Annotated in this window: 20 protein-coding genes and 1 pseudogene; 13 read left to right on the top strand and 8 right to left on the bottom strand. The window is 60.6% G+C overall.

The window, feature by feature from the left end:
• The 3 genes and pseudogenes from HB633_RS30955 to HB633_RS19295 all read left to right on the top strand — a co-directional run.
• Nucleotides 1-100: pseudogene (locus HB633_RS30955) on the top strand (polyisoprenoid-binding protein); the annotation flags it as partial.
• Between the two features lie 200 nt (nucleotides 101-300).
• Nucleotides 301-1,167: an NmrA family NAD(P)-binding protein gene (locus tag HB633_RS19300; RefSeq protein ID WP_213779779.1), complete on the top strand. Its 867-nt coding sequence runs from the start codon at nucleotides 301-303 to the stop codon at nucleotides 1,165-1,167.
• 3 nt (nucleotides 1,168-1,170) lie between these two features.
• Complete coding sequence (locus HB633_RS19295; RefSeq protein ID WP_213779778.1) at nucleotides 1,171-1,911, top strand: SDR family oxidoreductase; 741 nt, start codon at nucleotides 1,171-1,173, stop codon at nucleotides 1,909-1,911.
• Nucleotides 1,912-1,954: 43 nt separating this feature from the next.
• Here HB633_RS19295 and HB633_RS19290 read toward each other — a convergent pair whose 3' ends face one another.
• From HB633_RS19290 to HB633_RS19255, 8 genes are all read right to left on the bottom strand, one after another.
• Nucleotides 1,955-6,748 (bottom strand): cellulose synthase subunit BcsC-related outer membrane protein, encoded by a 4,794-nt coding sequence (locus tag HB633_RS19290; protein ID WP_255581009.1) that lies wholly within the window; start codon nucleotides 6,746-6,748, stop codon nucleotides 1,955-1,957.
• Nucleotides 6,742-7,869 (bottom strand): cellulose synthase complex periplasmic endoglucanase BcsZ, encoded by a 1,128-nt coding sequence (gene bcsZ, locus HB633_RS19285; RefSeq protein ID WP_255581008.1) that lies wholly within the window; start codon nucleotides 7,867-7,869, stop codon nucleotides 6,742-6,744. The genes HB633_RS19290 and bcsZ overlap by 7 nt, the downstream gene beginning before the upstream one ends.
• A 61-nt stretch (nucleotides 7,870-7,930) precedes the next feature.
• Nucleotides 7,931-10,498, bottom strand: a complete 2,568-nt coding sequence (gene bcsB, locus HB633_RS19280) for a cellulose biosynthesis cyclic di-GMP-binding regulatory protein BcsB (protein WP_213779776.1) — start codon at nucleotides 10,496-10,498, stop codon at nucleotides 7,931-7,933.
• Nucleotide 10,499: 1 nt separating this feature from the next.
• A complete protein-coding gene (gene bcsA / locus HB633_RS19275) occupies nucleotides 10,500-12,710 on the bottom strand; it encodes a UDP-forming cellulose synthase catalytic subunit (RefSeq protein ID WP_213779775.1) in 2,211 nt (736 codons plus the stop codon).
• A complete protein-coding gene (gene bcsQ, locus HB633_RS19270; protein WP_213779774.1) occupies nucleotides 12,707-13,495 on the bottom strand; it encodes a cellulose biosynthesis protein BcsQ in 789 nt (262 codons plus the stop codon). Before bcsQ ends, bcsA begins: the two co-directional genes overlap by 4 nt.
• A complete protein-coding gene (bcsP, locus tag HB633_RS19265) occupies nucleotides 13,492-14,385 on the bottom strand; it encodes a cellulose biosynthesis protein BcsP (protein ID WP_213779773.1) in 894 nt (297 codons plus the stop codon). Before bcsP ends, bcsQ begins: the two co-directional genes overlap by 4 nt.
• 164 nt (nucleotides 14,386-14,549) lie before the next feature.
• Complete coding sequence (gene bcsD / locus HB633_RS19260) at nucleotides 14,550-15,005, bottom strand: cellulose biosynthesis protein BcsD (RefSeq protein WP_213779772.1); 456 nt, start codon at nucleotides 15,003-15,005, stop codon at nucleotides 14,550-14,552.
• Nucleotides 15,006-15,417: 412 nt separating this feature from the next.
• On the bottom strand, nucleotides 15,418-15,849 hold the full coding sequence (locus HB633_RS19255; RefSeq protein WP_213779771.1) for a YqaA family protein: 432 nt from the start codon (nucleotides 15,847-15,849) through the stop codon (nucleotides 15,418-15,420).
• A 155-nt stretch (nucleotides 15,850-16,004) separates the two neighbouring features.
• On the opposite strand from HB633_RS19255, the gene HB633_RS19250 reads away from it, so the two are divergent.
• The 10 genes from HB633_RS19250 (at nucleotide 16,005) to HB633_RS19205 (ending at nucleotide 26,586) form a co-directional block, all read left to right on the top strand.
• Nucleotides 16,005-16,352, top strand: coding sequence for a YciI family protein (locus HB633_RS19250; RefSeq protein WP_213779770.1), 348 nt, complete (start codon nucleotides 16,005-16,007; stop codon nucleotides 16,350-16,352).
• Nucleotides 16,353-16,466: 114 nt separating this feature from the next.
• Nucleotides 16,467-16,880, top strand: a complete 414-nt coding sequence (locus HB633_RS19245) for a YciI family protein (RefSeq protein ID WP_213779769.1) — start codon at nucleotides 16,467-16,469, stop codon at nucleotides 16,878-16,880.
• A 37-nt stretch (nucleotides 16,881-16,917) separates the two neighbouring features.
• Nucleotides 16,918-17,325, top strand: coding sequence for a VOC family protein (locus HB633_RS19240; RefSeq protein ID WP_213779768.1), 408 nt, complete (start codon nucleotides 16,918-16,920; stop codon nucleotides 17,323-17,325).
• On the top strand, nucleotides 17,322-18,626 hold the full coding sequence (locus tag HB633_RS19235; protein WP_213779767.1) for a sigma-70 family RNA polymerase sigma factor: 1,305 nt from the start codon (nucleotides 17,322-17,324) through the stop codon (nucleotides 18,624-18,626). Before HB633_RS19240 ends, HB633_RS19235 begins: the two co-directional genes overlap by 4 nt.
• 380 nt (nucleotides 18,627-19,006) lie before the next feature.
• Nucleotides 19,007-21,484, top strand: a complete 2,478-nt coding sequence (gene vgrG / locus HB633_RS19230; RefSeq protein WP_213779766.1) for a type VI secretion system tip protein VgrG — start codon at nucleotides 19,007-19,009, stop codon at nucleotides 21,482-21,484.
• A 1-nt stretch (nucleotide 21,485) separates the two neighbouring features.
• Nucleotides 21,486-23,462 carry an alpha/beta hydrolase gene (locus tag HB633_RS19225; RefSeq protein WP_213779765.1) on the top strand — a complete coding sequence of 659 codons (1,977 nt, stop codon included), beginning with the start codon at nucleotides 21,486-21,488 and terminating at the stop codon, nucleotides 23,460-23,462.
• Nucleotides 23,459-24,178 (top strand): hypothetical protein, encoded by a 720-nt coding sequence (locus HB633_RS19220; protein ID WP_213779764.1) that lies wholly within the window; start codon nucleotides 23,459-23,461, stop codon nucleotides 24,176-24,178. Before HB633_RS19225 ends, HB633_RS19220 begins: the two co-directional genes overlap by 4 nt.
• A gap of 17 nt (nucleotides 24,179-24,195) precedes the next feature.
• Nucleotides 24,196-24,912 carry a hypothetical protein gene (locus tag HB633_RS19215; protein ID WP_213779763.1) on the top strand — a complete coding sequence of 239 codons (717 nt, stop codon included), beginning with the start codon at nucleotides 24,196-24,198 and terminating at the stop codon, nucleotides 24,910-24,912.
• 37 nt (nucleotides 24,913-24,949) lie between these two features.
• Nucleotides 24,950-25,207 carry a PAAR domain-containing protein gene (locus HB633_RS19210; RefSeq protein WP_213779762.1) on the top strand — a complete coding sequence of 86 codons (258 nt, stop codon included), beginning with the start codon at nucleotides 24,950-24,952 and terminating at the stop codon, nucleotides 25,205-25,207.
• The gene (locus HB633_RS19205) at nucleotides 25,204-26,586 is read left to right on the top strand and encodes a hypothetical protein (protein ID WP_213779761.1); all 1,383 of its coding nucleotides are present in this window, start codon (nucleotides 25,204-25,206) and stop codon (nucleotides 26,584-26,586) included. The genes HB633_RS19210 and HB633_RS19205 overlap by 4 nt, the downstream gene beginning before the upstream one ends.
• Nucleotides 26,587-26,645: the final 59 nt, after the last annotated feature.

Genomic DNA, 26,645 nt, shown 5'->3' with positions numbered 1-26,645 from the left:
TACGTTCGACCGCGGTGATTTCGGTGTGGACTACGGCAAGGCGTACGGCTTCAAGATGAAGACGACGCTGCATATCCAGGCTGAAGGCGTGCGCCAGTAAGTATTGCTTCACGCGTTTAAAAAGCCGTTCCAGTTGACGTTGGAACGGCTTTTCTACGTCTGCTTTCAAAGCATGTCGATGAAATAATAAATGACGCCGTGTCATCAATGAAATGACCGGCAAGTCATCGCCAAACACCCGCCAAAAACACACAATTCTTCTCAACGCAGCGTCCGCTGTCGAATATTGAGAAGAACACCATGTTCGCTATTACCGGAATCACGGGGCAGGTTGGTGGAGTCGTCGCACGTTTGCTGCTGGCGTCAGGCCACGACGTCCGCGCCGTCGTGCGCGATGCAGCCAAAGGAGAATCATGGGCCAAGGAAGGCTGCGAGGTAGCACTCGCCGACGTCAACGATCAACACGCGCTTCAAGACGCATTCGAAGGCACGGAAGGCGTATTCATCCTGTTGCCGCCGACTTTCGATCCGTCGCCGGGATTTACTGAGGCGTGCAAGGCAATCGCTTCATTGCGCGCCGCGCTTGCTGCAGCAAAGCCGCGAAAAGTCGTGGTGCTGTCGACTATCGGCGCACAGGCCACGCAGCCCAACTTGCTCAATCAGCTTCAGATCATGGAGCAGGAACTCGGTTCTTTGCCCGTGCCGGTGGCGTTCCTGCGCGCGGCGTGGTTTATCGAAAACGCCGCGTGGGATATCGCTCCGGCGCGCGAAACCGGCGTCGTGCCGAGTTTTCTCCAGCCGCTCGATAAACTCGTTCCAATGGTCGCCACCGCCGATATCGGCCGGGTTGCTGCAGACCTTTTGCGCGAGACGTGGACGGGGCGCCGGATCATCGAACTGGAGGGGGCGCAGCGCGTATCGCCGAACATGATCGCGGAGAGTCTCGGGCGTCTGCTCGGACGCGATGTGCGCATGAACATTGTTGCACGTGATACCTGGGAAGACCTGTTCCGCTCGCAAGGCATGAAGAACCCGCTGCCACGCATGCAGATGATCGATGGTTTCAACGAGGAATGGATCTGCTTCGAAGGTGGTGAAAACGAGGTGCGCCGAGGCCGTGTTCCGCTCGATACCGTGCTGCAATCGCTGATCGAAAAGGGAGCTTGAATCATGACGAATATCAGTGCGAGCGGAAGGCTCGAGGGCAGGAAGGTCGTCGTGCTCGGCGGTTCGTCGGGGATTGGTTATGCGGTCGCGGAGTACGCCGTGCAGGAAGGCGCGCAGGTCGTGATTGCATCGAGTAATGCGCAACGGGTGGCGGATGCTGCGGCATCGCTTGGATCGAAAGCCGAAGGCCACGCGCTCGATCTAACCGACGAACACGCAATCCAGTCGTTCTTCGATGCAACCGGAAGTTTCGATCATCTCGTGTTCACGGCCGGCGATTCGTTACGGCTTGGCGAGATTGCGACTACGGATCTAAGCGAGGCGCGACACGCATTCGATATCCGCTACTGGGGGGCGCTCGCTGCCGTCAAACACGGCGCGCCGTACCTTGCGAAGGGTGGATCGATCGTTCTGACAACGGGCATTGCGGCGTTGCGTCCGCAAAGTGGCTGGGCGTTCGGGGCAAGCGTCTGCGGCGCAATGGATGCGTTGACGCGCGCTCTCGCTGTGGAACTCGCGCCGTTGCGCGTGAATGCGGTGTCGCCCGGATTGATTGCGACCAACCTGTGGCAGAACATGTCCGAGGCGGAGCGCGCCGCCATGTACGAACAGGCCGGAAAACGCTTGCCTACGGGACGCGTGGGCGAGGCACGCGACGTTGCCGCGGGTTATCTGTTCCTGATGGAAAGCGGCTTTGCGACAGGCCAGACCTACGTGGTGGATGGCGGAGGCGTGCTGGTTTGATACACAAAACCCCGGGCCGACAACGCTCCGGGGCTTCGTGTTTTTAGTTCGACATCGACACGTATGGCGAGCTGACAGGCGAAGGCGGGAACGACGGCTGCACCATGTTCTGCTTCGTAAAGCTGTAGCGTATATAAACCGCCGCCAGATATTCGCGATACTGATATGCGTTCCCAAGCGACGCCGTGGCGCCGACCGCCAATTGCGGCGCGAGCTGATACTCGCCCGTCGCGCTGAACGAATACGAAATACCGGTCTTCGTCTGGCTGCCGTAGGACCCGCCGTTCGTTGGAATGATTCCGGTGTTGCCGACCGGCTGCACGTTCCCGTTGGTCGGGAAATAATCCGACGCATCCTGCCGGTAATGCTGCACGCCAATCGAGCCTTTCATGTCGTACGTGAAGGCGCCGCTGCGTCCCATGTACTCGACCGGCAAGTTCAGGATCACATATTGTTGCGGGCTGAAATAACCGCCCTGGCCGTACGTGAAGAACGAGAGGTTCTTGTCGTAGTGCATCAGCGTGGTGTTCACGCCGGCGGTGAGGGTCTGGTTGGCATCGGAATAGAGGCGCGTGTAGAACCCGCCACCGCCTTTTTCCGCCGTGTTGCTCGCGACGTTTTTGCCGTCGTAATACTGAAACGATGCATTCAAATACACGCCGTTCGTGCCGTCGTCCCAGCCGAGGTCGAAGCGTCCACCATTCGATGTCACGCCGCCCCAGGTAATGCCGGCTTGCGCATCGCGCGCGCCCGCGTACGACAGCAAGCTGTCCGTGACCGCGCGGCGGGCGACCGCGACCGAGTACGAGACCTTGTCGGTAACGGCGCCCTTGTATTGCGCGCCGCCTACGACGTTCTCTTCGCGAAAGCCGAGCGGCGTGGTCCCGACATCGAGCTTCACGCTGTTGGTTTCGTATCCCACCGATAAACCCACGCCGGTCGCCGTCTGGTTGCCGTACTGGTTGACGGCGCCGCGCGCACCCAGCCCCGAGCCGAAACGCTTGAGGGTATCGGCCGTGTCTTGGGCGGTGCCGGCGTCGAGCGTGACGGGCGTCGCCGTGACCACGACATGGCCATTGCCTGCGCGAATTCGTCCTTCGATAGGCGCCTCGATATCCGTCAGGTTCGACAACCCGTCCTCGCCCGTGCGGCTGCGAAACACCACGCCGCCCGATACCGTGCTCGACTGGGCGCGATTGATTTGCGCGAGTTCATCGGCGACACCGAGCGTCTGCGCGTTTGCAATATTGCCTTGGTAGGACTGCTGCCCCGGCTGCGTGACTTGCGCCGTGGGCGACGGGACGTACGCCTGCGCATAGCCTGCCGGCGGCTGCGGAATATACGGCTGGTTCGAGTAATACGGCTGCTGCTGTTGCTGCGGCGGATACGCGTAAGGCTGCTGTTGCGCGTAGTTGGTTTCGTCGGCGGGAGGCGCGTAACGGCGCGTCGTCTGACGCGAAGCCGGTTGGGTCGTTCTGGCCGTCGTCGTGCGCTTTGCCTTCGCTGCGGGTGCGCTCGAATACACGCGCTGCGAAGCCTGAGCGTTGGCTTGCGCTTCCTGTGCGGCGGGCGACATGGGCCAGGGCGCACTCATCGCCGGGTCTTGTGGCTGATACGGTTGCTGGTATGGCTGCTGGTTTTGCGCCTGATACGGTTGCTGATATTGCTGCTGGTATGGTTGCGGCTGGTATTGCTGCTGCGCCGGATACGCCTGCTGCTGTTGATATGGCTGCTGATATTGCCCGGCGTCCTGGGCGGGTCCTTGTCCCGGATACGGCTGCAACGGCGCCGCGGACGGCGCGCCCGACTGGCTTGAACCGTAGGTATCGGGACCGTATCCACCGCTGCCCGCTACGGGACGTGCACCATTGGCCGGCGCGCGATAAGGCGCTGAATACGGAACCGGAGTGGGCGCAACGTAAGGTGTCGAATATGACGCGGGCTGCGGGGGAGGCAAATAGTTCGGCACGTTCTGCGTCGGTGAATAGGGCTGAGAGTATTGCTGCGCGCGAGGTTGCGAATAGGGCTGCTGTTGCGGATAGCCAGGCAAACCCGGCGCCGGGTCCGACGAACGCGAGAACAATCCGGCGAGCGGACCTGTTGCTGTTCCGCCGGGGTTCGTAGTGGTATCGACGGCGGTCTTGCCTTCAAACGGATTGGTGCCCGGCAGCGGCGCCGAACCGATGCGCTGCATTGCCGTTTCCCATCCGCGTGGCACGGCCGGCTGACCGCTCTGTTGCCCGCGCGGCGTCTGACCCACCGGCGTGTTCGCCGCGATCAACGACTGCTGCAGATATCGCGATGCCAGCGACAGGTTGCCTTCCGCGTGATACATGCGCCCGGCCGCGGCGAGCACGCGCGGATCGTCGGGCGATGCGAGCAATGCCTGCTTCGCGGTCGCTTCGGCAAACGAAAAGTCCTTCGCGCCCGACGCCGCGCCGATCGCTGCAACCTGCAGGTTGACGTCGTCGGGACGGCGCGCCAATGCCGCGCGATAACTCCCGAGCGCGCTTTTATCGTCACCGGCGGATGTGTAGAGACGCGCGAGCGCGGCTTGCAGGTCGGCGTTGTCAGGCGTTGCGGCAAGCCATGGCGAGATCACTTCATACGCGCCTGCGAGATCGCCGCGTTGACGCACGGTATCGGCCTGTTTCACCACGATACCAATGTTCAAATTGTTGAAGTCGATACGCTGGGCAGGCGTGAGCGGCGACGCCGCGAGCCTGCGCATCACGGCGTTCAACTCGGCGTCCTGCTGCGGATTGGTCTGTCCGGCCGGCACGGGAACGGCCGTCAGGATACCTGCGTATTGAAGCAGCAGGCCGGTATCGGCGGAGGCGCTCGCCATCGCGCTTCGGACGAGCGACAACGCGCGGCCGGTGTCGCCGGCCTGGAGATACGCGGTCGCGAGCACGCCGATCAGTTCAGGACTGTTCTGCGCGACCGGCGTGGCGGCCTGCAGCACTGCAATGGCCTGCTGCGTCTGGCCGGCGCGCGCCATGCGGCTCGCGGTATCGGCTTGAACATGAACCCATAAACGATGCTGCAACGTCGTCATCGCCGGCGTGCGTTGCGCGGCTGGAATGCGATCGAGCTGCGACAAACCCGTGGCCCAATCCTGCGTCTCGGCGGACAGCAACGCGCTTGCGTACAGCGCATCGGTCATGTCGGGATGCGCCGCAAGCAGGCCGTCCATCATGCTGCGCGCATTGCCGACCGCGCCCTGGCGCACGTAGATGCGCGCGAGGTCGAGGCGCATCCAGACATCGTCGGGATTGTTCAGGAGCGCATCTTCGAAGAGGCTGCGGGCCGCGCCGAGATCGCCACGCGCTTCGGCCGCGCGGGCTTGCGCCGCCTGCGCCTCGCCGCGCAACTTGTTGATGCCGCCGGCCTTCGCCTGCTGCTCGGCGTTCAACTGGTTCGCGAACACCAGCGCTTCTTCGCCACGGCCTTGCGCGGCGAGTGCGCCGACGAGGCCGCGAATGGCATCCGGGTTGTCGGCCTGACGGCGCAACGCCATCCGGTACGCCTGTTCGGCGCCACGCGGGTCGCCGCTGCCAAGGAGCGTTTCGCCGAGCAAGGTCTGCGCGGTCGTGTCGGATGGATTCAACGCGATCGCACGCTCGAACATCGATCTTGCTTTGGCCGTTTCGCCGTTGCTGCGTGCGCCGATACCCGCGCTCGTGTAGCTCCAGTAGGTGGCGCTGGTCAGCGCGTCTTTCCAGCGCGCGGCGTTCCCGGCGCGCGATGCACGTTCCAGGTAGGTGCGCGCTTCATCGAATTTTTCCTGCTTCAACGCGGCGATACCCATGCCGCCGAGCGCATCGGCGTCATTCGGGCTTTGCGCCAGCACCGCCGAAAAGCGCGCGCGTCCCGTGACGATATCGCCGCGATCCAGCGCGGCAAAACCTTCGGCGACGGTGCGCCCGCGGGCATCGGTCGCAGCGCTCGCCTGCGAGCGTTCCTGCGCCTCTTTGTCCTGCTGGACCATGGAATCGAAACGGGCCTTGACGGCCGGATCATCCGGCGATGCCTGCAGATACGCCTGATACAAGGGCGCATCCGATGCCCGCGCGCCCAGCCACAACAGCGCCTGACGCCAGCTTTTCTTCGCCTGGTCGCCGACGGTGCTGTCGCTGCTCAACTGCGCCAGACGCGCGATGCCGTCGCGGCGCGTGGTATCGCGATAGGTCAGATGCTGGGCCAGCGCGAGCGCGTAACGCGGATCGTTCGGGTTCTGCTTTGCAAGCTGCGTGAGGCCCGCACGCGCCTGATCCCAGCCTTGCGGCGTGGCGGCGAGCGCCTGGTAATACTCGAGCGTGAGTTCGGGCGTGGCGGGCTTGCCGCTCAGCGCGCGCTGATATTCCTGCACCGCCGAGGCGCTCTGGCCGCTTTGCGCGAGACGCCGCGCGTCGTTGACGGTCTGGTCGCGCGGACTGGTTTCGCCGAGCCGCCGGCCGAGTTCATCGATATTCGGATACTGCGGCGCAGCCTGACGCAAGCGCGACAGATATTGCTGCGCGCCGCTGCCGTCCTTGCGATCGGAGAGGATGATGCCCATGCCGTAAAGCGCGTCGGGCTGCTTCGGGTCGATACGCAACACCTTCTGCCACGCCTGTTCGGCAAGGTCGCCACGCCGGTGCGATTGCCAATAGCGGCCCTGGTCGATCAACACGGTCAGAGGGGCATTGGCGTTCGTGCTGGTGTCGGCGGCGCTGCTTGCCGCCTGGGCGAACGCCGTCAATGGCACATTCGCAACGCATCCCGCGGCCATGCTCAGCGCGATCGCGCGGACGCCGGCGTTTGTCGTCAAAGGAAAGAGAGACCGTTTCAACATGCGCTTCTCCAACTCGGGACGAGTCGGCCGGCTTCGTCGAAGCGGTATCGGCCTTCTATGAATCCGGCGCCGAACAAGCCCAGCACCCGGTCGTAATACACCGGCTCGCGGTTCGCGGCGGCAGGCGAGCCGATGGGCGCATCGAGCACGGCCAGCCGCGTGCGCGCGAGGCCGAGACCGCGTTCGTCGTTAAGCGCCTTGAAGTAGGGCGCAAGCGACGCCCAATAGCTCAACGGTCCTTCACCGCTGCCCATTCCAGTCGATACCGCCACGCGTTCCGGCGGAATGCCCGTCTGCGCCACGGCCTGGCGCATGCCGCCGAGCGCCGCGAGCCAGGGCTTGCTGAGCGGATCGGCGCTCGACGCCATGCCCGCCCACAAATACACGCGGATCGCGTCGTAGCTGCCGGTGTCGCCGCTTTGCGGATCGACCACGAACTGGCCGCCTTTGAATGCCGCCCAGTCGGGCGAAAAACCACGCGGCGATGTCACCGACACCAGCTTGTAACCGTTCTCCGCGAGCGCATTCCACGGACCTTTCGGCATGGCGTTAGCCAGGCCGCGCAACACCGGCAGCGGCGAATAACTCGGATTGAGACGCGTCACATCGCCGGTCTGGAAGCCTTGCGGACCGGGCAGCAACATGGGCCCTATGCCGCCCAGGTTCGCCACTTCATGCTTCACGATCTGCGCGGCGAGCGCTTCGCCCAGATGCGTATAACGCGGTTCGTTCCAGAGGCGCCCGGCCTGCACCAGATCGTAGGCGATCCAGACATCGGAATCGGCCGCGGAATTCGGATCCAGCACGCCGAACGAGCCGTCGGGTCCGCGGCCCCATTGCCACGATGGCAACCGCACGCTGCCTGCATCGAACTGGTTCGCGGCGAGGTTCGCGCGGGTCCAGTTCAACAAGCGGTCGAACATGGCGCGATCGTTGGCGACCAGCGCAAAGAACATGGCGTACGACTGGCCTTCGGACGTGGTCTGCTGCGCCGGCGTGGAGTAATCGACCACGCGGCCATCGGCCTGAATGAAGCGCGACGCGAAGGTCCGGTATGCATTCCAGTCCGTGCATTCCTTCGTCACCGTCCCGGAAGCCCGGGCGCCAGGAGTGAACCCCATGCTGAGCAATGCCAGCGCCAAAACTGCAGTCTTCGATCCACGCTTGAAACCAGCCTGCATATCAATCCCTCAAACGGCGCGCAGCAACAGCGCGCAGTGCACGGTAGAACAGTGCCGCGATGATAATGGCCGCGAGCAAGCCGCTCAAGACGAGCAGGAGCGGATGCGATGACAACGCCCATCGCATGTATTCGAATGGCGACAGGTGGCCAACGTAATACGCCTGGCCATTCGATGTCACCGTCACGTCCCGTCCGTGGATCACGGCCATGGCGCCCTGGATTTCCGGAAGGATGTCGTTGTCGAGCAAGGCCGACTGCAAGTCCGCATCCGATTGCCCCGCCGCGCTGATCAACGCAACCGCGCTGCGCTCGCCTTTCAACGGAGACTTGAACCCGGTGATGAGCGCATCGCCGTTCGAGCTTACGAGCGTGAGGTCGGCGCGTGCCGGCAGGCGTTCCACGCCGCGCTCGCCGTGCCACCAGTCGACGACCTTGAACGCGACATCGGAGAGTTCGAAGTTGCGCGAGTCGGCGTCGCCCGAGAAGGGCATGTTTTTCGCCCAGCGCTGCAAGAGCGGCTGGCGGCCGGGTGAACCGAGGATCAGCAGGTCCTTGTCGGCGAGATTATCGACTTGATCGGCTTGCGCGACGGTCACGCCGGCCGCGGGATATCCCGTCGATGCACCCATGCGTCCCATTTCCAGCAGGAACAAGCTGTAGTCGGCCGAGCTGGGATCGTCGGGCATGATTACCGCCGTCCGCGACAGATCGGCCATACGCGTGAACGGGAAACCGCCGTTGGCGAACGCGGCGAGATCGGGCAGCGCCATGTAGTGCGGAAACCCCGAAAGGTCGATGGTCGAGTTCGGATCGATCGCGCCCACCACGTTGTCCAGAATGCGTCCCTGGCATTCGCCAGTCTTCGGATAGTCGTAATAGAAGTGCAGACGCAACTGCGAGCGCGGCGTGAGCAGGAGCGGCGGCACGTAGATCTGATGGCGCGCGGCAGCGGTTTTATCGGGCAGGACGCGATTGAAATAGCGGCCCAGATCGAACGTGGAAGTCGCCACGGCCGGGATGCGCAGCGATTGCACGAAGCCATCGTTCACGTTGATGTTCAGCGTGGAACGGTCGAGCGCCGGGCGCACGGTGTATCTGTAACCCAGGTCGATCGGCACGCCCTTCGTTTGCCACATGAACAAGTCGGGCGGCACGCGCAGGTTGACGCGCACGGCGTCCGCGTTGTAACCGGTCACCGTTAGGTCGCGTGCTTCGGCCAGTTCGCCAAAGCGCACCGGGCGATCGGTCGGGAGCCAGTTGGGGGCGTCGTAGGGTTTGCGCGGCGCGAAATCGTTGAGTTGCGTGATCGTCACGCTCGGTCCCGAGAACGAGTTTTGTCCGATCCCCAGCGCCTTGGCGGCGGTCTTCAGCTCGGCGTCGTTGCGTCCCATCACGAGCAGGATGCGACCGCGTGCGCCGCCTTCACGGTCGCGCACGGCGATGGTCGGCCCGGAAATTTCGGGAATCTGCACGCCGGCCGGATGCTGGTCGGGCGTGGCGAACACCACGACGTTGCCGGAAAGCGGCACGTTATCGATCTGCGCCGGAAACACCGCGCCGCGATAACCCGCCAGCGAGCCGAACCACGACGCAACCGTACCGGCGGCTTCGAGCGTAGCAGGCGTCGGTTTTTGCGCGAAGACGAACGGCAGTTCGAGGCGGCGGACATCGCGTCTATCGAAAAAAGGAGCGGGCAGCGCGGCGAGATCAGCCTTGCTTTCCAGCGACGCATACGTGAGGTCGAGCGAGCTCGCGTTGCTGACAGTGGCCCACAACGTGGAGTTCGACGGGTCCTCGCATTGCTGCGTGTAATGGCCGATCAACTGCACGTTCAGGTGGTTGAATTCAGTGATGAAGCGCGGGTCGATGGACACATCGCGCGCCACCAGAATGCCGGCCTGATCGCGCGGCACTGGCAGGGTCGCGGCAACTTCGCCGTTGACCAGCACCTTCAATTGCGAAATCGACGGCAGGAGAGACGGCGAATAGCTATAGATAAGATGCAGCACCGCGCCCGTCACGACTTCGTCGCCGCGCACCGAAAACGGCACGCCGTTCTGGCCGTCGGTGCCGCGCAGTTGCAGCGGGTCGAGTGCGCCGAGATCGGCGAAGGTCAGTGTCTGGCGCCGGCCGCCCGGGACCAGCGTGCCGGGTTCGGCGGTTGTCGGCGTCTTCGATGCCAGCGTCTTGACAGCCGGCACCGCCGATGCACCCACCGCGCCCGATGCCGCTTGCCCGAATGCGGGCACGGCCACGGCGAGCGGCGGTTGTTCGATGGTCAGCTTGTTATATGGCGCGGCAGGGCCGGGCAGCGGCACGCCGCCAGTCGCGGTAGGCGCAGGTGCGGCCGGTGTCGCCGCGGCCGAAGCTTCTCTGGCGCTCAAGGCGGCCGCAGCACTCGCAAGCGATGCCAGCGGCACGGCCAACGCGGTCTGCAACGCCATCCAGCAAGCGAGCGAGCGCATCAACGCACGGGCGATCGGGCGGGAGCGCAGCGGCGCGGGCACAGCCTGATCTAGTTCGCCTCGGCCGTTGCCCGGGCGCAGCATCGTGATTCCCTTACGCATGTCAGTCTTTGGTCTTCAGTTTTTTAGCGCCCGGGGCACGCGTCACAACCCACGTCCGCGCGTCATTGAAAAGATGCTCGAACAACGCGCCGATACCGCCCACGCCCACCGTCAGCACATGGCGCAGACCGCGCAGCGGCGCGTCCGGCGTGCGCCCTTCGGCCCAATGGGTCCAGGCATCGGCGCGGGCAAAAGTGGTCTTCACGAACTCGAATTCCTGCTCGCGCGTGAGCGCCGAGAAACGCAGCCCGACGCGGCCGACGGCGCTGAACCCGACGGTTGCGGGGAACGCATATTCCTCGTCGCCGCGAAACAGCGATACGGTGACCTTCTCGTGCAGCGGCACTTGCAGGTCGCCCGGCAGCCTCACGCCCACGCCGCCTTCCGAGTAGTCCATGGTTTCGCAGGCGAGCGTGCGGCCGGTTGAAAACTTGAGCATCACGGGCATCTTCATTTCCACGCGATGGGTGGAGCGAACCTGCTTGCGTTCGCTTGCAGCCGCCACGCTCGCGCCGAGGATCAGCATGTTGTACGTGGTCCACGCAAGGTTGAGCAGCACCGTGTTCACTTCGCTCTTCACGTCCCAATGAATGTAAATGTTCACGATCCCCGCGATAAACCCAAGCAGGTTCAGCACCAGCAGGATCAGGTACGGCCGCGAGATGCTGTAGTCGAAGTAATCCTTTGCGATCTGGCCGCCCTTGGCCGTCACGTTGAACTTGCCGAGCTTCGGGTTGATCATCGCAAGCAAGGTGGGCGCCGTGATGTACGACGCCAGCACGGATTCATATACCTCGGCCCAGAACGAATGCCTGAACTGGCGCTGCATGCGCGAGTTCGTAATGCTCGCATGCATCATGTGCGGCAACGCGTAAATGGCGATCGTGCCCGCCGCCGCCTGGATCACGTGCGCGCCGAAGAACAGATACGACAGCGGCGCGGTGAGGAACACGAGGCGCGGGATGCCGTAGAAGAAGTGCATCATGCCGTTCAGATAACAGAGCCGCTGGCCAAGCTTGAGTCCCTTGCCCGTCAGCGGGTTATCGATGCGAAAAATCTGCGTCATGCCGCGCGCCCAGCGAATCCGCTGCCCGATGTGACCTGACAGGCTTTCGGTCGCGAGGCCTGCTGCCTGCGGAATCGCGAGATACGCCGTCGTATATCCCAGTCGATGCAGCTTCAACGCCGTATGCGCGTCTTCGGTCACGGTCTCCACCGCAATGCCGCCGATCTCTTCGACCATGGTCCGGCGCAGCAGCGCGCACGAGCCGCAGAAGAAGGTCGCGTTCCACAGGTCGTTGCCGTCCTGCACGAGGCCGTAGAACAACTCGCCTTCGTTAGGGACCTTGCGGAAGGTGCCGAGATTGCGTTCGAACGGATCAGGTGAGAAGAAATGGTGCGGCGTTTGCAGCATCGAAAGAAGCTTGTCTTTCAGGAACCAGCCAAGACCGATCTGCAGGAACGAGCGCGTGGGGATGTGATCGCAATCGAAGATCGCGAGATATTCGCCGCTCGTGGTCTTGAGCGCTTCATTGATGTTGCCGGCCTTCGCATGCCGGTTGTGCGTGCGGATGGTCCACGTCACGCCGACTTCTTCGCAGAAGGCCTTGAAGTCCGGACGACGGCCGTCATCGAGGACATGGATCGAGATCTTGTCCTTCGGGTAATCCATCGCGAGCGCCGCGTAGATGGTCGGCTTCACCACGCCAAGCGGCTCGTTATAGGTCGGGATGAAGACGTCGACGGTCGGCCATTCATCGCGGTTCTTCGGCAGCGGCATCGGCTTTCTTTGCAGCGGCCATGCCGTCTGGAAATAACCGAGCATCAGCACGATCGCCGAATACACTTCGGCCGCGACCAGCAGCAGACCCCACGCGGCGTCGAGCGGACGCTCCCAGTAGGTCGTTTCGGTCAGCCGCCAGTACATATAGCGTCCGGTGACCGTTACCGACAACATGATCATCACGAGCGTGGCGTACTGGCCGCGCAGACGGCGAAACGCCATCGCGAAACCGAAACAGCAGCACGCGAAAATCAATTGCTGGGTCGCAACCAGCGGCACCGTCCAGACGAAGTACATCGTCGCGATGGCGAATACGGTCAGAAGGCCGGTGAAAATCCGGCTGTTCCAGATGCCCGAATCCACCACGCGCTCAATGCGCGAAGGGATTGCATCCGCCTCGGAAAGGCCTCGTGCGCGCGGCTTGTTCATGCGACGTTCCTCGGGGAGACCGGCATGGCATCGACAGAATTCAGGAGCCATTCGCCGCACGCGCGGAGATCGGCCGTGGCCTGGCTCAAAGGGTCGTAATGGATCAGCGTGGTGTCGCACGCGAGCGATTCGCTGACGCCTTCGTCAAGATGAATGACGCCCGAAAACATCTTGCCGCCCAGCATGTTGCGCAAGACCTTGAGCACGTCCTTGGTCAACTGGCGCGTCTGGTCCACCTGGTTCACCACGTAACCCGTGCCCGCGAAGTCGGCGCGCGGGGTGGCGTAGGCCTCGATCATGCGTTCCATCTGCGGGATGGCCGCGTACGATGCGGCGTCGGCCAGCACCACGTTCAGCGCGAAGTTCGCGGCGGTCAGCGCGGTGCGGGTATAGACGGAGGAACCCGGCGGGGTATCGACGATGACAATGTCGTTGCTATCGAGCTTGAGCGTTTCCAGCGATTGCGCGAGCCATTGCGGCTCCCGGTCGATGTACGCCTCGAAGCGCCGGCGATCGTCTTCCAGGACCGCGCCGTAGGGCAGCACGGTGACGCCGTCGACGCCATCGAACATCACGGTTTGCCATGCGTCGTTGGCGAGCGTCGCGCGGGAAAGGCCATCTATGCTGTCGAGCGGAATGCCGAAGTGCAGGCGCAGCGCGTTTTGCGGATCGAGGTCGAGCGCGATCACGCGACGCCCGCGCGCGGCCAGCACCGAGGCCAGGTTTGCGGCGAGCGTGGTTTTACCTACGCCGCCTTTGGCGGATACCACGGTGATGACCTTCATGACCGGGCAGCGCGCTTCGCGAGCCACGAACCTGCGACGGGTACATCGTCCTCCGAAGCCGGCGATGCGGCCGCTGCCGGTTCCCGCAGACGCTCGAACATCGACTGAAGCGAGTCCGGGCGCGGCGCGCCGCCTTGCTGACCGGCTGCCGTGTGGCTTGCACCTTGCGTACGGAACAGCTTGCCGAGGATCGACGGCGCCTTGGGTTCAGGGGCGGTCTGCGTAGCCTGGATGCGTGGCAAGGAAGGTTTCGCGGCGGGTTGCGGACGTTGCACCTGGAACGCGCTCGCGAAGCCTGGCAGTTGTCCAGGCGTGGCCAGCGGCTGGGAGCGCGGCAATGTCGGCCGATGTTGCTGTTGCATTTCCAGCGCCGGCGCCTGAGCGGACGGCTGGAGCCGGGCGATTAGGTCGGGTGCGGCCACGGCCGGCGTGTCCTCAACATTCGATACACCTTCGACCGCATCCACGAGCGCCGAGAAGCGCTCCGCGCCGACCGGAGACCCCGGCAGCGCGATGTTCGCAACGGGCGGAATGGTCTTGCGGTTCGGGCGCGAGAAAAGGCGTGGGCGCGTGTCGCGGGTGAAGGGCGGATTCGCCGGTGCGTTTGCTGCCGCGCTGGACGCCACTGCGTCATCGGCCGGCGCCGTGTCGGCGGGTGCGCCCCAAGGTTTCTTGCGCGTTTCGGTGGACCGGTCCGGCACCGGCGAAAGCAGCGAATCACGACCCGGCACGATATTGGGAATCGACGGCTGCGACAAGTCGAGCGTCGCGAGCAGCGGCCACCGGGTGCGCGCGTGGCTCGCCTCGTTTTCCCGACCGATCTCCTGATAATTACCGGCATCGCCGCCGAACTGGTCGAACAGCTTTTCAATGTCGCGCGAAGGGTTCATGTGCTGCATCCTCGTACTCTCGGTTTTACTTTGGGCTTTTACCCTTGCGATCACTGGCCAGTGACCTGTGCGCTTATGGCGCTTTATATGGGTAATGCCTGATCGACTGCCTTATTCGTGGTCCTGCCTTGAAGCTTTACGACTGCGCTGCTTTATCCGGCGCTTCAGTTTGTATAACGGCCGAGTCTGAACTCGACTGCAGCGGTTTCATCGAATTCTCCCGCCTGCACGACGGCGAGCCCGTCAGCGCCGAGCGCGCTCAGCCATTCCTGATATGCACCTTCCAGAAATGCCGGCGTCCATGGCAAAGCATTCGCGCCGAAAGCGAGCAAGGGCGGGCAACAATGGACGATGCGCAGATATTCCGCTTCGTCGGCCACTTCCACAAAACCCCAGTCGACGTCATTCCAGACCGCATTCAATGCAGCGCCCAGTTCGGGCGTGCTGCTGCAAGGAGGAAGCGGATGCGCGGCCGCAAAACGGCGGCCGACGCGTTGCATCAGCTGACGGAGTTCATCGCGGCCAATCTGCGTGTCGAACTCTTCGGCGAGCGCGACGAGTACGCCACGCCACTGCGAAGAAATTTGCCGGTCCAGCAGATAGTCCAGAGTCATAGCCATGGTGTCGGGAGAATGCAGCGAGGAGTCAGTAGAAATTTGATGTTCTCAAAGGCCGCCGTAAATCAGTACTAATTACACGTTTCTGGTCTGCATTGAGCAACGTTTTCAGTACGGCTTACCCGTTAAGCGGGGAGTCTACTTCAAGGTGATTTGTTTTTGCCACTTAACGCACCTTAGCAAAAACTTTTGTGGTTTAAGCCGCAAATAAAGGGCAAAAAGCCCGCTTTGTTCAGCTTATGTAGGATGACACGGAAGGCGCAAACGTTTAAGCATCGATTTCTTTCGTCAGATTAATTACCTCGAAATGCCTGGTCAGGTTTAGTACGTTTGAACCCGGCATTCGGATGTCAGCGTAAACCAGCATTGGCCTGGAGTAACCAGCACTTGCGGATCAACTTTAGAAGGCCGTGCGCTACATCGCGATCAATGCCGCGATCACCACGTAACGCGCCGTCTTCGCAATCGTCACGATCAGCAGGAATGACCACAAGGGTTCGCGCAGCACGCCCGCAATCATCGTCAATGGGTCGCCAATGACCGGCGTCCAACTGAGCAAGAGCGTCCATCGGCCGAAGCGCTTGTACCAGTTCTCGGCGCGATCGAGCGCGCGGCCCTTGATCGGGAACCAGCGTTTGTCGCGCAGCTTTTCAATAGAGCGTCCAAGCGCCCAATTGATCGTCGATCCCACCACGTTTCCCACGCTCGCGACCGCGACGAGCATCCAGACTGGTTGCTTATGGGCAATCAATAATCCGGCGAGCAACGCTTCGGATTGCAGTGGGAAGAGCGTCGCGGCGACGAGCGCGACCGCGAAGAGGCCGGCGTAGACGGATAAATCGACCATGGATGGATGCAAGGAGCGCGCGCGGCGGTAGAAAGGCCGACAGCTTACCGGGTTCCGGCATGACGGCGCGGTTCGGCCAGGGTAAATGAACGGATTGAAAGCGCGCACCACACTTGTTACCTTGAGCCTTCACGAAACATCACCCAGGAGACGTCATGCCTTACATGCTGCTCATTGCCGAGCCGGTTGGTCAGCGCGCCGAACGCACGGAAGCCGAAGGCCGGGTTCTTTACGATCGCATGGTCGAATTCGGCGCCGGCCTGAAGGAGCGCGGACTGCTGGTCGCAAGTGAATCGCTGGCATCGGATGGCATGCGGGTCAGGAAACGCGATGGCAAGGCAAGTTTGATCGACGGGCCGTTCGCCGAAGCCAAGGAAATGATCGGCGGCTTCTTCATGCTCACATGCGAGACCGAGAAGGAAGCGATCGAAATTGCATCGGCGTGTCCGGCAGCCGAATGGTGCGAGGTCGAAGTCCGCAAGATCGCGCCATGCTGGGTCTGAGTGTTTACCCGATGCCGTTGAAAGTCATCGGAAAAATGTCGATACGGTGACTTGTGAATCGTCGTGGGGATGAGGGCGCGCGGCGTTCTCGTTCTGACCCGGAGGAGAACGGCGATGCGATTCATCATCATGGTCAAGGCAAGCGAAACTTCCGAAGCAGGCGTTCTTCCGGACGATGCGTTGTTGAGCGCGATGGGCGCATATCACGAGGAACTCTCGAAAGCCGGCGTCTTGCTCGATGCAAGCGGTTTCCATCCGACCGCCACGGGCTGGCGGGTGCGGTACGAGAACGGCCGGCGCACGATCACGGATGGACCTTTCGCCGAGACGAAAGAATTGATCGCCGGGTACACGCTGATCCAGGTCCGTTCGCGCGAAGAAGCCGTGGAATGGGTGCGCCGTTTTCCCGCGCCAATGGGGGAGCGTGAACGCGGCGAAATAGAAGTGCGGCAACTTTACGAACTCGATGAACTGGGTTCGGGCGAAGCGTTCGATCGCTTTCGAGAACTCCTGCCCGCGCAGCGCTAAAGCCTGATGCTCGACTGGAAAAACCAAGGACCTTGAAATGCATAAGCAAATCTACGTAAACCTGCCGGTCGCCGATCTCAACAAGTCGAAAACTTTCTTCAGCGAACTGGGTTTCACCTTCGAGCCGCGTTTTACCAATGACAAGGGTGCGGCCATGATTGTCGGTGAAAACATTTTCGTGATGTTGCTCGAGCGGTCTTTCTTCCAGGGCTTCACGGCGAAGACGATCATCGATGCAAAGACGCATGTGGAAGCGCTCACGTGCCTGTCGTGCGAAAGCCGCGCGGAAGTGGACGAGATCGTCGCGAAGGCCGTGCGCGCCGGCGCCACCACGCCGCGTCCGGTTCAGGACTATGGCTTCATGTACAGCCATGGTTTTGAAGATATCGATGGCCATACGTGGGAGTTCGTGCACATGGATCCGAACGCGGCGGGCGCGCCGTGAGTGCAACGCCGGGCGACCAGAATCAAGCCACGCATCGCGCAATTGAAGCCGTATGGCGGCTGGAATCGGCGAAGGTCATCGCCGTGGTTACGCGTCTCGTGCGGGACGTGTCCCTTGCCGAGGAGTTCGCGCAGGACGCGTTGATCGCGGCGCTCGAGCATTGGCGGGTGGATGGCGTGCCGGACAATCCGGGCGCGTGGCTCGTGACCACGGCAAAGCATCGGGCGCTCGACCGGCTGCGCCAGGATGCGTTGCACGCCCGCAAACACGAGGAACTGGGGCTCGACATGGATGCGCGCGAGGAACACGTCACGCCGGATTTCGTCGATGCCCTCGGCGCCGCGCGCGAAGACGATATCGGCGACGACCTGTTGCGGCTCGTCTTCATTGCGTGCCATCCGGTTTTGTCGCTCGATGCACGCGTAGCACTGACCTTGCGTCTGCTCGGCGGCCTCACCACCGATGAAATCGCGCGCGCCTTCCTGCAGCCTGAGCCGACCATCGCGCAGCGGATCGTCAGGGCGAAGCGGACGTTATCGGCGGCGCGCGTGCCGTTCGAAGTGCCGAAAGCCGATGCCCGCGCGGCGCGGCTGGCATCGGTGCTCGAAGTGATTTACCTGATCTTCAACGAGGGCTATTCGGCCACGGCTGGCGACGACTGGATGCGGCCATCCTTATGCGATGACGCGTTGCGTCTCGGACGGATTCTGGCCGGCCTCGCGCCCGATGAAAGCGAGGTTCACGGGCTGGTTGCGCTGATGGAGATCCAGGCATCGCGTATTCATGCGCGCACTGACGCCGGCGGCCGGGCGATCCTGCTGATGGACCAGGATCGCAGCCGATGGGATCCGTTGCTGATCCGGCGCGGATTGGCGGCGCTGGCTCGTTCCGAGGCGTTGAACGGGATGCGCGGGCCGTACGCATTGCAAGGCGCATTGGCGGCGTGTCATGCGCGGGCGCGGCGCGCGGAGGACACGGACTGGGAACAGATCGTCGCTTTGTACGACGCGTTGGCTGTAGTCGCGCCTTCGCCTGTAGTGGAGTTGAACCGGGCGGTCGCGGTGGGCATGGCGTTTGATGCGGCGGCGGGTCTCGCGATCGTCGATGGACTCGCCGAAAACGCCGCGCTCGCGAACTACCACTGGTTGCCAAGCGTCAGGGGCGATCTGTTGGCGAAGATCGGGCGGCACGAAGAAGCGCGCAAGGAGTTCGAGCGTGCCGCGTCGATGACCAGGAACGTGAGGGAGCAAGAGTTGTTGCTAGAGCGGGCGGAGGTTGAACGGCGAGACTCGGTAAAATAACTTTTGCCGTTGGGCTTGTTCCAAGAAAGATTGTGCGTATGAGCGTCTTGCGCATAATTAGTTAGTTAAACTTATGGTCAAAGAACGGAAGATGCATCGAAGACGAAAGTTCTCGACTCAGGACTAGACCCAAAAAGGCACACGCTACAACCGGTTTCCTATCGTGTTCCTGACGCGACTGATACGTCTTAAGTCGAAACATATCTCAGATAAATCCGAATCTCTCGCCGATTCCGCTATCGCCCCTTGCCCTTTTACACGACGTTGGCTGATCATTCACGATTACGTCTAGTTTTTGCAACGACTAGAACGATTGTTCCAATAAAAGAATCGCCAATATCAGTTGGTCACGGTTCACCTGAGAGATCAAGGCTTCAAACATGCAGGAGACTCATGAGCACGCCGACGCGTACCGACTGGATAAGGGCCGCGTAACGGGGCGGCAGGCATACCACCTTGACGTGCCGAGCGCAGCGAACGCCAAGGACATATCGGTCATCTCGTATCAAGCGCATGAAGGCATGGCTTCGCCTTACGAGATCACGATCGAGTTCACACACCCTGAACAGCTTTCTCGCGCCGACTACCTCGGGCGCGACGGTCACTTTACGATCACCGCCGAAGACAGCACACAGCCGCGTGTTTATCGTGGCGTTGTCACGGGGTTCAAACGGATCAAGAAAACAAAGGACTATTTCCGTTACACGATCGTGGTCGAGTCGCAAATGGCGCGCATGCGCCTGCTGCACGCAAGCCGCGTCTACCAGCATCAGAGCACGCCGCAAATCATTGAATCGATGATGCTGCGCGAATTCATGGACCACCAGTTTGTATTCAAGCTGCGCCGCGAATATCCCGTCCATGACTTCCGCTTGCAGTACCAGATGTCGGACTTTGATTACATCAAACTTCTATGTGAAAAGGGCGGCATTTATTTTTACATCGAACAAGGCAAGCACGGTGACGTGGTTGTGTTCGGTGACGATATCGACCACTACGTATATACGCCCGAACTGAAGGTGCCGTATCGGGAGAATGCGGGGCTCGAGGCAGGCGTCGAAGCGGTGTTCGTGCTTGAGACACACGCTGAAGTGGTGCCAAAATCGGTCATGGTCGCCGACTACAATCCGCTGGCCGCATGGGAGCGTTTTAAGGACGAGGCGAACGTCGCGATTGATGATACGACCACCTATGGTCAGCCCTACGTGTACGGCACGCATCACCTCAGCCAAAACGACGCGCATTGGGAAGCGCAGTTACGGCACGAAGCCGCAATCGCGTGGCAAGTCGTGTACCACGGACAGAGCAATGTGCTGGAGCTGCGACCGGGTCGCATTCTGCGCATTGACGAAGAGTTGCCCGATGCGCCGAGCGGGCAAGTCGTCATTGAGGTGACTCATTCCGGTGGTCGGGGTGTGGCCTACGGCAATTCATATAAAGCGATCCCGTCCAACCGGCGTTTCCGATTAAAAATTGACGAAAAAAAGTGGCCCCGAATATGGGGGGCACTCAGCGCACGCATCACATCGCCGAACAAATACCCTTATGCATATCTGACCAAGGCCGGGCATTACCCGGTGCGTCTCGACCTTGATTTCGATAAATGGAATCCGGGTGGTGAAAGCGTGCCGCTGCGCATGGCTAAACCTTTCGCGGGTGCGCTGCAAACCGGCTTCCACTTCCCCGTACTCGATGGCACGGAAGCCGTCATCATGGCGCGCGACGGCGACCCGGACAAGCTCTTCATCTCGCAGTTCCATCACAACAGCATTCAGTCCGACTTGATCCACAATCAGGAACGATGGATGTCGCGCAACGTCCTGCGCACGCAGTCCAATAACAAGTTTCGGATGGAGGACTGGAAGGGCCAGGAGCACATCAAGACGGCGACCGAATACGGAAAATCGCAATTGACGCTGGGCCATATGGTCAATGCCAAGCGCGAAGAACGCGGTGGCGGCTTCGAGCTGCGTACCGACGAATACGGCGCGGTGCGCGCCGGCAAGGGACTGTTCCTCTCCGCCGATCTGCAGCCCAAGGCTCAGGGCAAGCAGCGCGATATGAGTCCCGCAATCGGGCAATTGCAGGTATCCAATGCCCAAGCGCAAGGACTGGCTGACGCTGCTGCGGTCGCAAAGGCCGAGATCGCCGCGCTCAAGGCTGAGAGTCAGTGGCTCAAGGAGAACGTTGCCGAGTTAAAGCAGGCGGTCATGGTGCTGTCGGCTCCCGCTGGAATTGCAGTGGCGACACCTGATCGGATATCGGTGGCTGCCGGTAAGGACGTGACGTTGACGACAAGCGCCGGCGTTGGCATCAGTGCGCTGCGCAATATGGCGATCGCGGCCGGAGACGTGTTGTCTCTCTTTGCCTACAAGCTCGGCATCAAATTGTTCGCGGCACGCGGGAAGGTGCTGATTCAGGCGCAGTCAGATGCGATTGAAATGGTGGCTGCAAAGGACATGCACCTGAGCAGCGCCGAAGGTACGCTCACCGCGAACGCAGCCAATGGCGTGGTGCTTGGCGGAGGCGGTACGGCCTACGAAAAGATTCTCGCCGACGACGTTCATATGGGCGGCGCGGGAAAGCTGTATTTGCATTTCACCGAGGTGGTGTTGGTGGGTCCAGGCGGCTTGTCGCTGCCATTGCCGAAATTCGAAAAACTGGATGTTTCCCATGACGAGATGTTCACCCTCAGCGACGCAGTGACCGGGCGTCCGCTCGTAAAGCGTCCCTACAAGATACAGCTTGCAGACGGAAAAGTCGTTGAAGGCGTTACTGGTGACGACGGTAAAACGTCGCTTTCGAAGGCCGATATTGCGCAAGGCATGAAGCTGTTGACCCAATTCAAGAAAGGTTGATATGAGCGACGATTCAAACCAACCCAATACACCGGCAGACAACAACGCAGACGCAGACGCTACGGGAGCGCCCGCCGAAGGTAGCCGCTATAAGCACCAGCATGCTACACGTGTGGTGCCCATGAAACACGATGCGTTTGGAAGAATGTATTGGGAATCCTTTCATACGCCAGCCAGTTTCGAGGTGCGCGCAGAAGCGCTTATTCCGCCGCACCTACCCGGCATTGTTATCTTCGTGCATGGCGTGAATTCGCAGGGCGAATGGTATGACGACGCGGAGATCGCATTGTGTGAAGGGCTGAACAAGCGACTCAATCGAAGCGACCTAAAGACAAATAAGTATCTTGGACGGGACCCAGCTACGGGCGAAGAGATTCCTCGTAGACTTGATCCCGATTGGAAAGGAGCTCTTTCCCCTGTCATCCGCTTTTACTGGGGCTTCCGCGCTAAAGACGGGGAAGAGAAGGAATGGCGAATTCCTATGCGCAATGTGTGGGGCGCTGACTTCTGGAAGCGAAAGGCTGGCGATCGCGGGCCGTGGCATTGGGGCGGTGGCCCCTTTCAGAATGGAACGAACAACCTGCAGCAGATGTGGGGAAAAACTGGATTTCGAAAGCACGTGGCGGGCATCAACCTGCAGGCGTTCAACACCGAATGGGACCGTGAAATCCACGATGCGCCGCCGCGGACCTATTGCGCACGGGCCGCGCAACGACTCGCGGATTTGATCGACAAAATCCGCGCGAACTCGCCGCGCGACACCATCACGGTCATGTCTCACAGTCAGGGGACGATGGTCGCGATGGCCGCGACCTTGCTGTGCAAGACGCGTGCGCCCGATGCGTTGATCGTGATGAACTCGCCGTTCGCGCTAAAAGACAAGTTCACGGATTCGCTTACGTGTGGCAACGAACGGCCCACTACCGGCGCGCGCGTGCGTACTTTTAAGGCCGTCGCTCAACGCATCAAGGAGGATAAATGCGTCTACACCGAAGAGCTTATGCAGCAACTGCACGTCGGGGCGAGCGAAGACATGAATTTCTGGCGGCCTGATTTGAAAATGCACTACGGTTTGCCTGAGCGTGATAACCACGGGCGCTTCTATGTCTACTTTAATCCGCATGACCGGGTGATGGGTTCCGCGCCGCTTCAGAGTATCGGCTGGCAAGGTGTAGACGATGAACTGCTTGGCGAACTGGGCGATACCGTGAGACAGCGCATGCTGGCGCGCGGCACGCCGTGCGGCGATGAGCCCGGCGTACAGAACTTCGGCACGCTTCCGCCCATCGCCAATCCCGAAGCGGGCGTAGGCCCAAATGATTTTTGGAACGGCAATCGTCGGGTGCTCGGGACGCTGCTGTGGGCGGTACCAAAACGAAGCCAAAAGGTGACGATTAACGCCGAAAAGGTACCTGATCCGATTACGGCGGAAGAGATGTCCAAGTCAGTGCAAACCCCGGTGACGACCGCGACGGGAAAAGACGACAGGCAAGTGTACTTTGACGAATCGCGCAGGGACCAAAACATGCTGGCCGCGAAAGATTCGAAGGGCAAGTATTTAGACGACGGATACGTGTACCTCGACTCGATCTACGACCGCCAGCTCTGGATGGAACGAGAAGATGTGTATGCAAACACAGGAAAGCGCCGCGAGCTTGAAACGGAGGAAGAGCGTCACAAACGCATCGCTAACTACCAACCGATGCCAACTAATCACAGCACGCTTCCAAAACATCATGCGTTTATGAGCCGCGTAGTCGCATACGACCTGCCGATTGGTTTTTGCGATGCCTACGACATATCAAAAGACTTTTGGTACGACCTGATACGAGAGGCTGATTGGACTCAAATGGCCGACCCGTATTACAACGATGGTGAGCTATCTACGCCGCCGATGCCGTCCACGATCGACACGGAGACCGTCTCTGAAGTCGTGACTAAGACAGATCAAGAAAACCAAAAATGGAGAGGAGCATGAAGCGCATTGCAACGGTGAGCCTGCTTATCTCGGTCTTAACACTGGCTGGATGTCAGACTGATTATGAGGATATGTCCGCGGATCAGCGCGCCACGTACAGTCACGTCGGTAGCACGTACTCTTATAAACCAGACCCGAACGCACCTGTCCAGGTGACTTATCGCATTGACGACCACCGGTTTGTCTCGCTGGAAAATTATGATAAATGCTATGGCGACAACTACTACAACGACACACGGCTAGGCATACACCAAAAAGTCTGGACGGGTTCGCCAACCGACTACCGAGGGCGCTTAGTAATTGATGATCCTTCGGGCTCAAATATCGTACTTCCGACATCCGAAAATACGACGTGCGGTGAGCGAGGTTGCACCAACTCTCTCGCCTATTCGACCGATCGCGGACGCAAATTTCGCTGGCTTGACTATTTGCAATACTCCAGTCGGCCCTCAGATGATTCAAAGAAGTTCTTGATCGCAGTAACAAAGGATAAATTGTATGTGGCCGAGACAATGCAAGATGATGCTTACGTGAAAGGGTTTCCTCTTGTAAAAGATATCGAGCTTGACAAACCCTATCCTCCCGGCGTGTTCGGCGGCAATTTTACTGCGTCGCGACGGCCATCTGTTCTCTCCGAACTCCGCTCGCCCTCTGGCCAAGATCGCTTTACCTGCGACGCCTCTATTCGTTCCGCCGGACAGCCGAAAACGCCGTGAGAAAAATGGAGAGGCGCATGAAGCGCATTGCAACGGTGAGCCTGCTAATCGCGGTCTTAGCACTGGCTGGATGCCAGACTGATTATGAGGATATGACAGCGGATCAACGCGCCGCGTACAGCCACGTCGGTAGCACGTACTCTTATAAACCAGACCCGAACGCACCCGTACAGGTGACTTATCGCATTGACGACCACCGGTTTGTCTCGCTGGAAAATTATGATAAATGCTATGGCGACAACTACTACAACGACACACGGCTAGGCATACACCAAAAAGTCTGGACGGGTTCGCCAACCGACTACCGAGGGCGCTTAGTAATTGATGATCCTTCGGGCTCAAATATCGTACTTCCGACATCCGAAAATACGACGTGCGGTGAGCGGGGTTGCACCAACTCGCTCGCCTATTCGACCGATCGCGGGCGCACGTTTCGATGGTTTGACTATTTGAAATACTCTAGTCGGCCTTCCGAGGCTTCGGAAAAATACACTTTTGCTGTAACCAAGGATGCGCTTTATATTGCCGACAAAGCTCAATACAACACACACGTGACGAAGCTTCCCCTCGCGTTTCAAATCGAACTAAATAAGCCTTACCCGCAGGGACTGCATCCAGATAGCGCGTGGGCAACCAACAAGAAATTGCTTCCAGAAGGTCTTCACACACCCTCTGGTCAAGACCGTTTTACCTGCGACGCCTCAATCCGCTCGGCTGGACAGCCGACACCGTAAAACAAATTAAGCGTAACCAAATCGACTGCGAGAATCCATGAAAAAACCAGTCTGCGAAGGCGACGACACAAGTCACGGCGGCAAAGTCAAATCCGCTTCTTCAGCGTTCAATCTGAACGGACGCAAGGCCGCGGTCAAAGGCGATATTGTGTCGTGCCCCGAGCACGGCGACAATCCGATCGTCGAAGATGGACCGGGTTTTAGCTTTCATGGTCAAAACCTCGTGGTTGATGGCTGTCGCACGCAATGCGGCAGTGTGGTCATTGCACGTAATCCGGGCGTGACGATCGCATGAACCGTCGTTGGTATTTATCCAGCGTGCCGCGTCAAGCGGATGCGCTACCGCCCCCAGTGTGGTTGCTGGCGGCGCTGTTTGTTCTTATCCAGGCAATCGGCGCTGCGATGCGCATCTATACCTGGCCCAAGGGACAGCCCGCGTTAGTGCCGGATTTTTTGATCGGCCTCATTGTCATTCCTTGGCTCTTCTGGTTCGGCGTGTGCGGCGCATTGTTTTTCGCGTATCTGCAGGACCAGAACCGCGCCATTTGGTGGAACTACCTTTCTGAAGAGCACAAAACAGGCTGGCGGCGGTGGACGCAGACGCGGATCGTTGTGGTCGATAGCGTCGTGCTGTCGCCTGAACCTGAGCTCGCCGAGCGCATGCTGAAACTTGAGGGAACGCTTCCGGACAATCCGGGAAAAGCACTGTTGTTATCAGAACTGGAGGTGCGCCAAGGCGGCTCACGACTTCAATCGGTTTTCGATCAACTCCTCACCCCGCTTGTTCCCGCATTGAACCGCATGAAACGCGCGGAGCAAATGGAAATCGTCTACCAAACCGAGCGCGAGAATGACATCGTTCATCTGCGTGCGGCTTGGGGCCGTCTCGGCTTGTCGCACACGCCCACGTTCCAGTGGCTTGCACCCGACGCAATATCGCCATTAACGGGCCCATGGTTCGCCGTGCGCCCGCCCGAGTGCCGCATCGTCCTTGCATGCCAGTTGCATGCACCTGACGTCGCCCCCAAGTTTTCCGAAGTGGCGGTCGCCTTGCTGTTGACCTCGACGAAATTTGCCGCGCAAACGAAGATCAGGCCGCAAGCCTTGATCTTCAGGCCGATCACCGCCGATTTCAGCACCGCGGAGCAGGCATTAACAACGCTTTTAAGCGCCGAGCAGACGCCGGTCGGCAAACTTCGCCATTTCTGGTCGAGCCATCTGAACAAGATCACCGCACACGCGGTCGCTGCCGCCCTGAACGACTCAGGGTTGAAGATCGAGCATCACAACATTGACAAGGCAATTGGCAAAGGCGGCCCGGCGAACCGCTGGCTTGCTCAGGCGTTAGCCTCCGAAATGGTTCAACACGGACAAGGCGCGCAACTTATCGCGGTCCCGCATACGAGCGGTGTTGCATGGAATTTGTTGGCATCTAATCCGACACCGGTATTACGCCCCGCGCATCCGCCAATTCACTATTTCTCATGGCCGTTTCTGGCGATGGTTGTTGCATTCGTCGCGTGCCTGTTTTTGATTCTGTTGCCCGATGGCCTGAGCGACACGCTGAAGATCGCGATGCTTGCCGCGATTCCCGTCCTGGTCGCGATTCAGGTCGGCGCTGAAATATGGACCCTCAAACGAACCTCGCGTGCCTTCGCCTACGAAGCGCGTTGATATATCCGGTGCATGGCGTTCCTCGCGCCGCGCGTTGGACCTCACAGTACAAAGTGAAT

The organism is Caballeronia sp. dw_276, assembly GCF_018449635.1.
Taxonomy (GTDB): domain Bacteria; phylum Pseudomonadota; class Gammaproteobacteria; order Burkholderiales; family Burkholderiaceae; genus Caballeronia.
Note: the sequence above shows the minus strand (reverse complement) of the source record. Positions and strands in the feature narration are given on the sequence as shown.

Coding starts and splice junctions, on each gene's coding strand:
- HB633_RS19290 (WP_255581009.1), bottom strand. CDS start 6,748: ATGTTGAAACGGTCTCTCTTTCCTTTGACGACAAACGCCGGCGTCCGC.
- HB633_RS19245 (WP_213779769.1), top strand. CDS start 16,467: ATGCGATTCATCATCATGGTCAAGGCAAGCGAAACTTCCGAAGCAGGC.
- bcsD (WP_213779772.1), bottom strand. CDS start 15,005: ATGGCTATGACTCTGGACTATCTGCTGGACCGGCAAATTTCTTCGCAG.
- bcsZ (WP_255581008.1), bottom strand. CDS start 7,869: ATGGGGTTCACTCCTGGCGCCCGGGCTTCCGGGACGGTGACGAAGGAA.
- bcsP (WP_213779773.1), bottom strand. CDS start 14,385: ATGAACCCTTCGCGCGACATTGAAAAGCTGTTCGACCAGTTCGGCGGC.
- HB633_RS19215 (WP_213779763.1), top strand. CDS start 24,196: ATGAAGCGCATTGCAACGGTGAGCCTGCTAATCGCGGTCTTAGCACTG.
- bcsQ (WP_213779774.1), bottom strand. CDS start 13,495: ATGAAGGTCATCACCGTGGTATCCGCCAAAGGCGGCGTAGGTAAAACC.
- HB633_RS19240 (WP_213779768.1), top strand. CDS start 16,918: ATGCATAAGCAAATCTACGTAAACCTGCCGGTCGCCGATCTCAACAAG.
- bcsB (WP_213779776.1), bottom strand. CDS start 10,498: ATGCGTAAGGGAATCACGATGCTGCGCCCGGGCAACGGCCGAGGCGAA.
- HB633_RS19205 (WP_213779761.1), top strand. CDS start 25,204: ATGAACCGTCGTTGGTATTTATCCAGCGTGCCGCGTCAAGCGGATGCG.
- HB633_RS19225 (WP_213779765.1), top strand. CDS start 21,486: ATGAGCGACGATTCAAACCAACCCAATACACCGGCAGACAACAACGCA.
- HB633_RS19250 (WP_213779770.1), top strand. CDS start 16,005: ATGCCTTACATGCTGCTCATTGCCGAGCCGGTTGGTCAGCGCGCCGAA.
- HB633_RS19255 (WP_213779771.1), bottom strand. CDS start 15,849: ATGGTCGATTTATCCGTCTACGCCGGCCTCTTCGCGGTCGCGCTCGTC.
- HB633_RS19220 (WP_213779764.1), top strand. CDS start 23,459: ATGAAGCGCATTGCAACGGTGAGCCTGCTTATCTCGGTCTTAACACTG.
- vgrG (WP_213779766.1), top strand. CDS start 19,007: ATGCAGGAGACTCATGAGCACGCCGACGCGTACCGACTGGATAAGGGC.
- HB633_RS19210 (WP_213779762.1), top strand. CDS start 24,950: ATGAAAAAACCAGTCTGCGAAGGCGACGACACAAGTCACGGCGGCAAA.
- bcsA (WP_213779775.1), bottom strand. CDS start 12,710: ATGAACAAGCCGCGCGCACGAGGCCTTTCCGAGGCGGATGCAATCCCT.
- HB633_RS19300 (WP_213779779.1), top strand. CDS start 301: ATGTTCGCTATTACCGGAATCACGGGGCAGGTTGGTGGAGTCGTCGCA.
- HB633_RS19295 (WP_213779778.1), top strand. CDS start 1,171: ATGACGAATATCAGTGCGAGCGGAAGGCTCGAGGGCAGGAAGGTCGTC.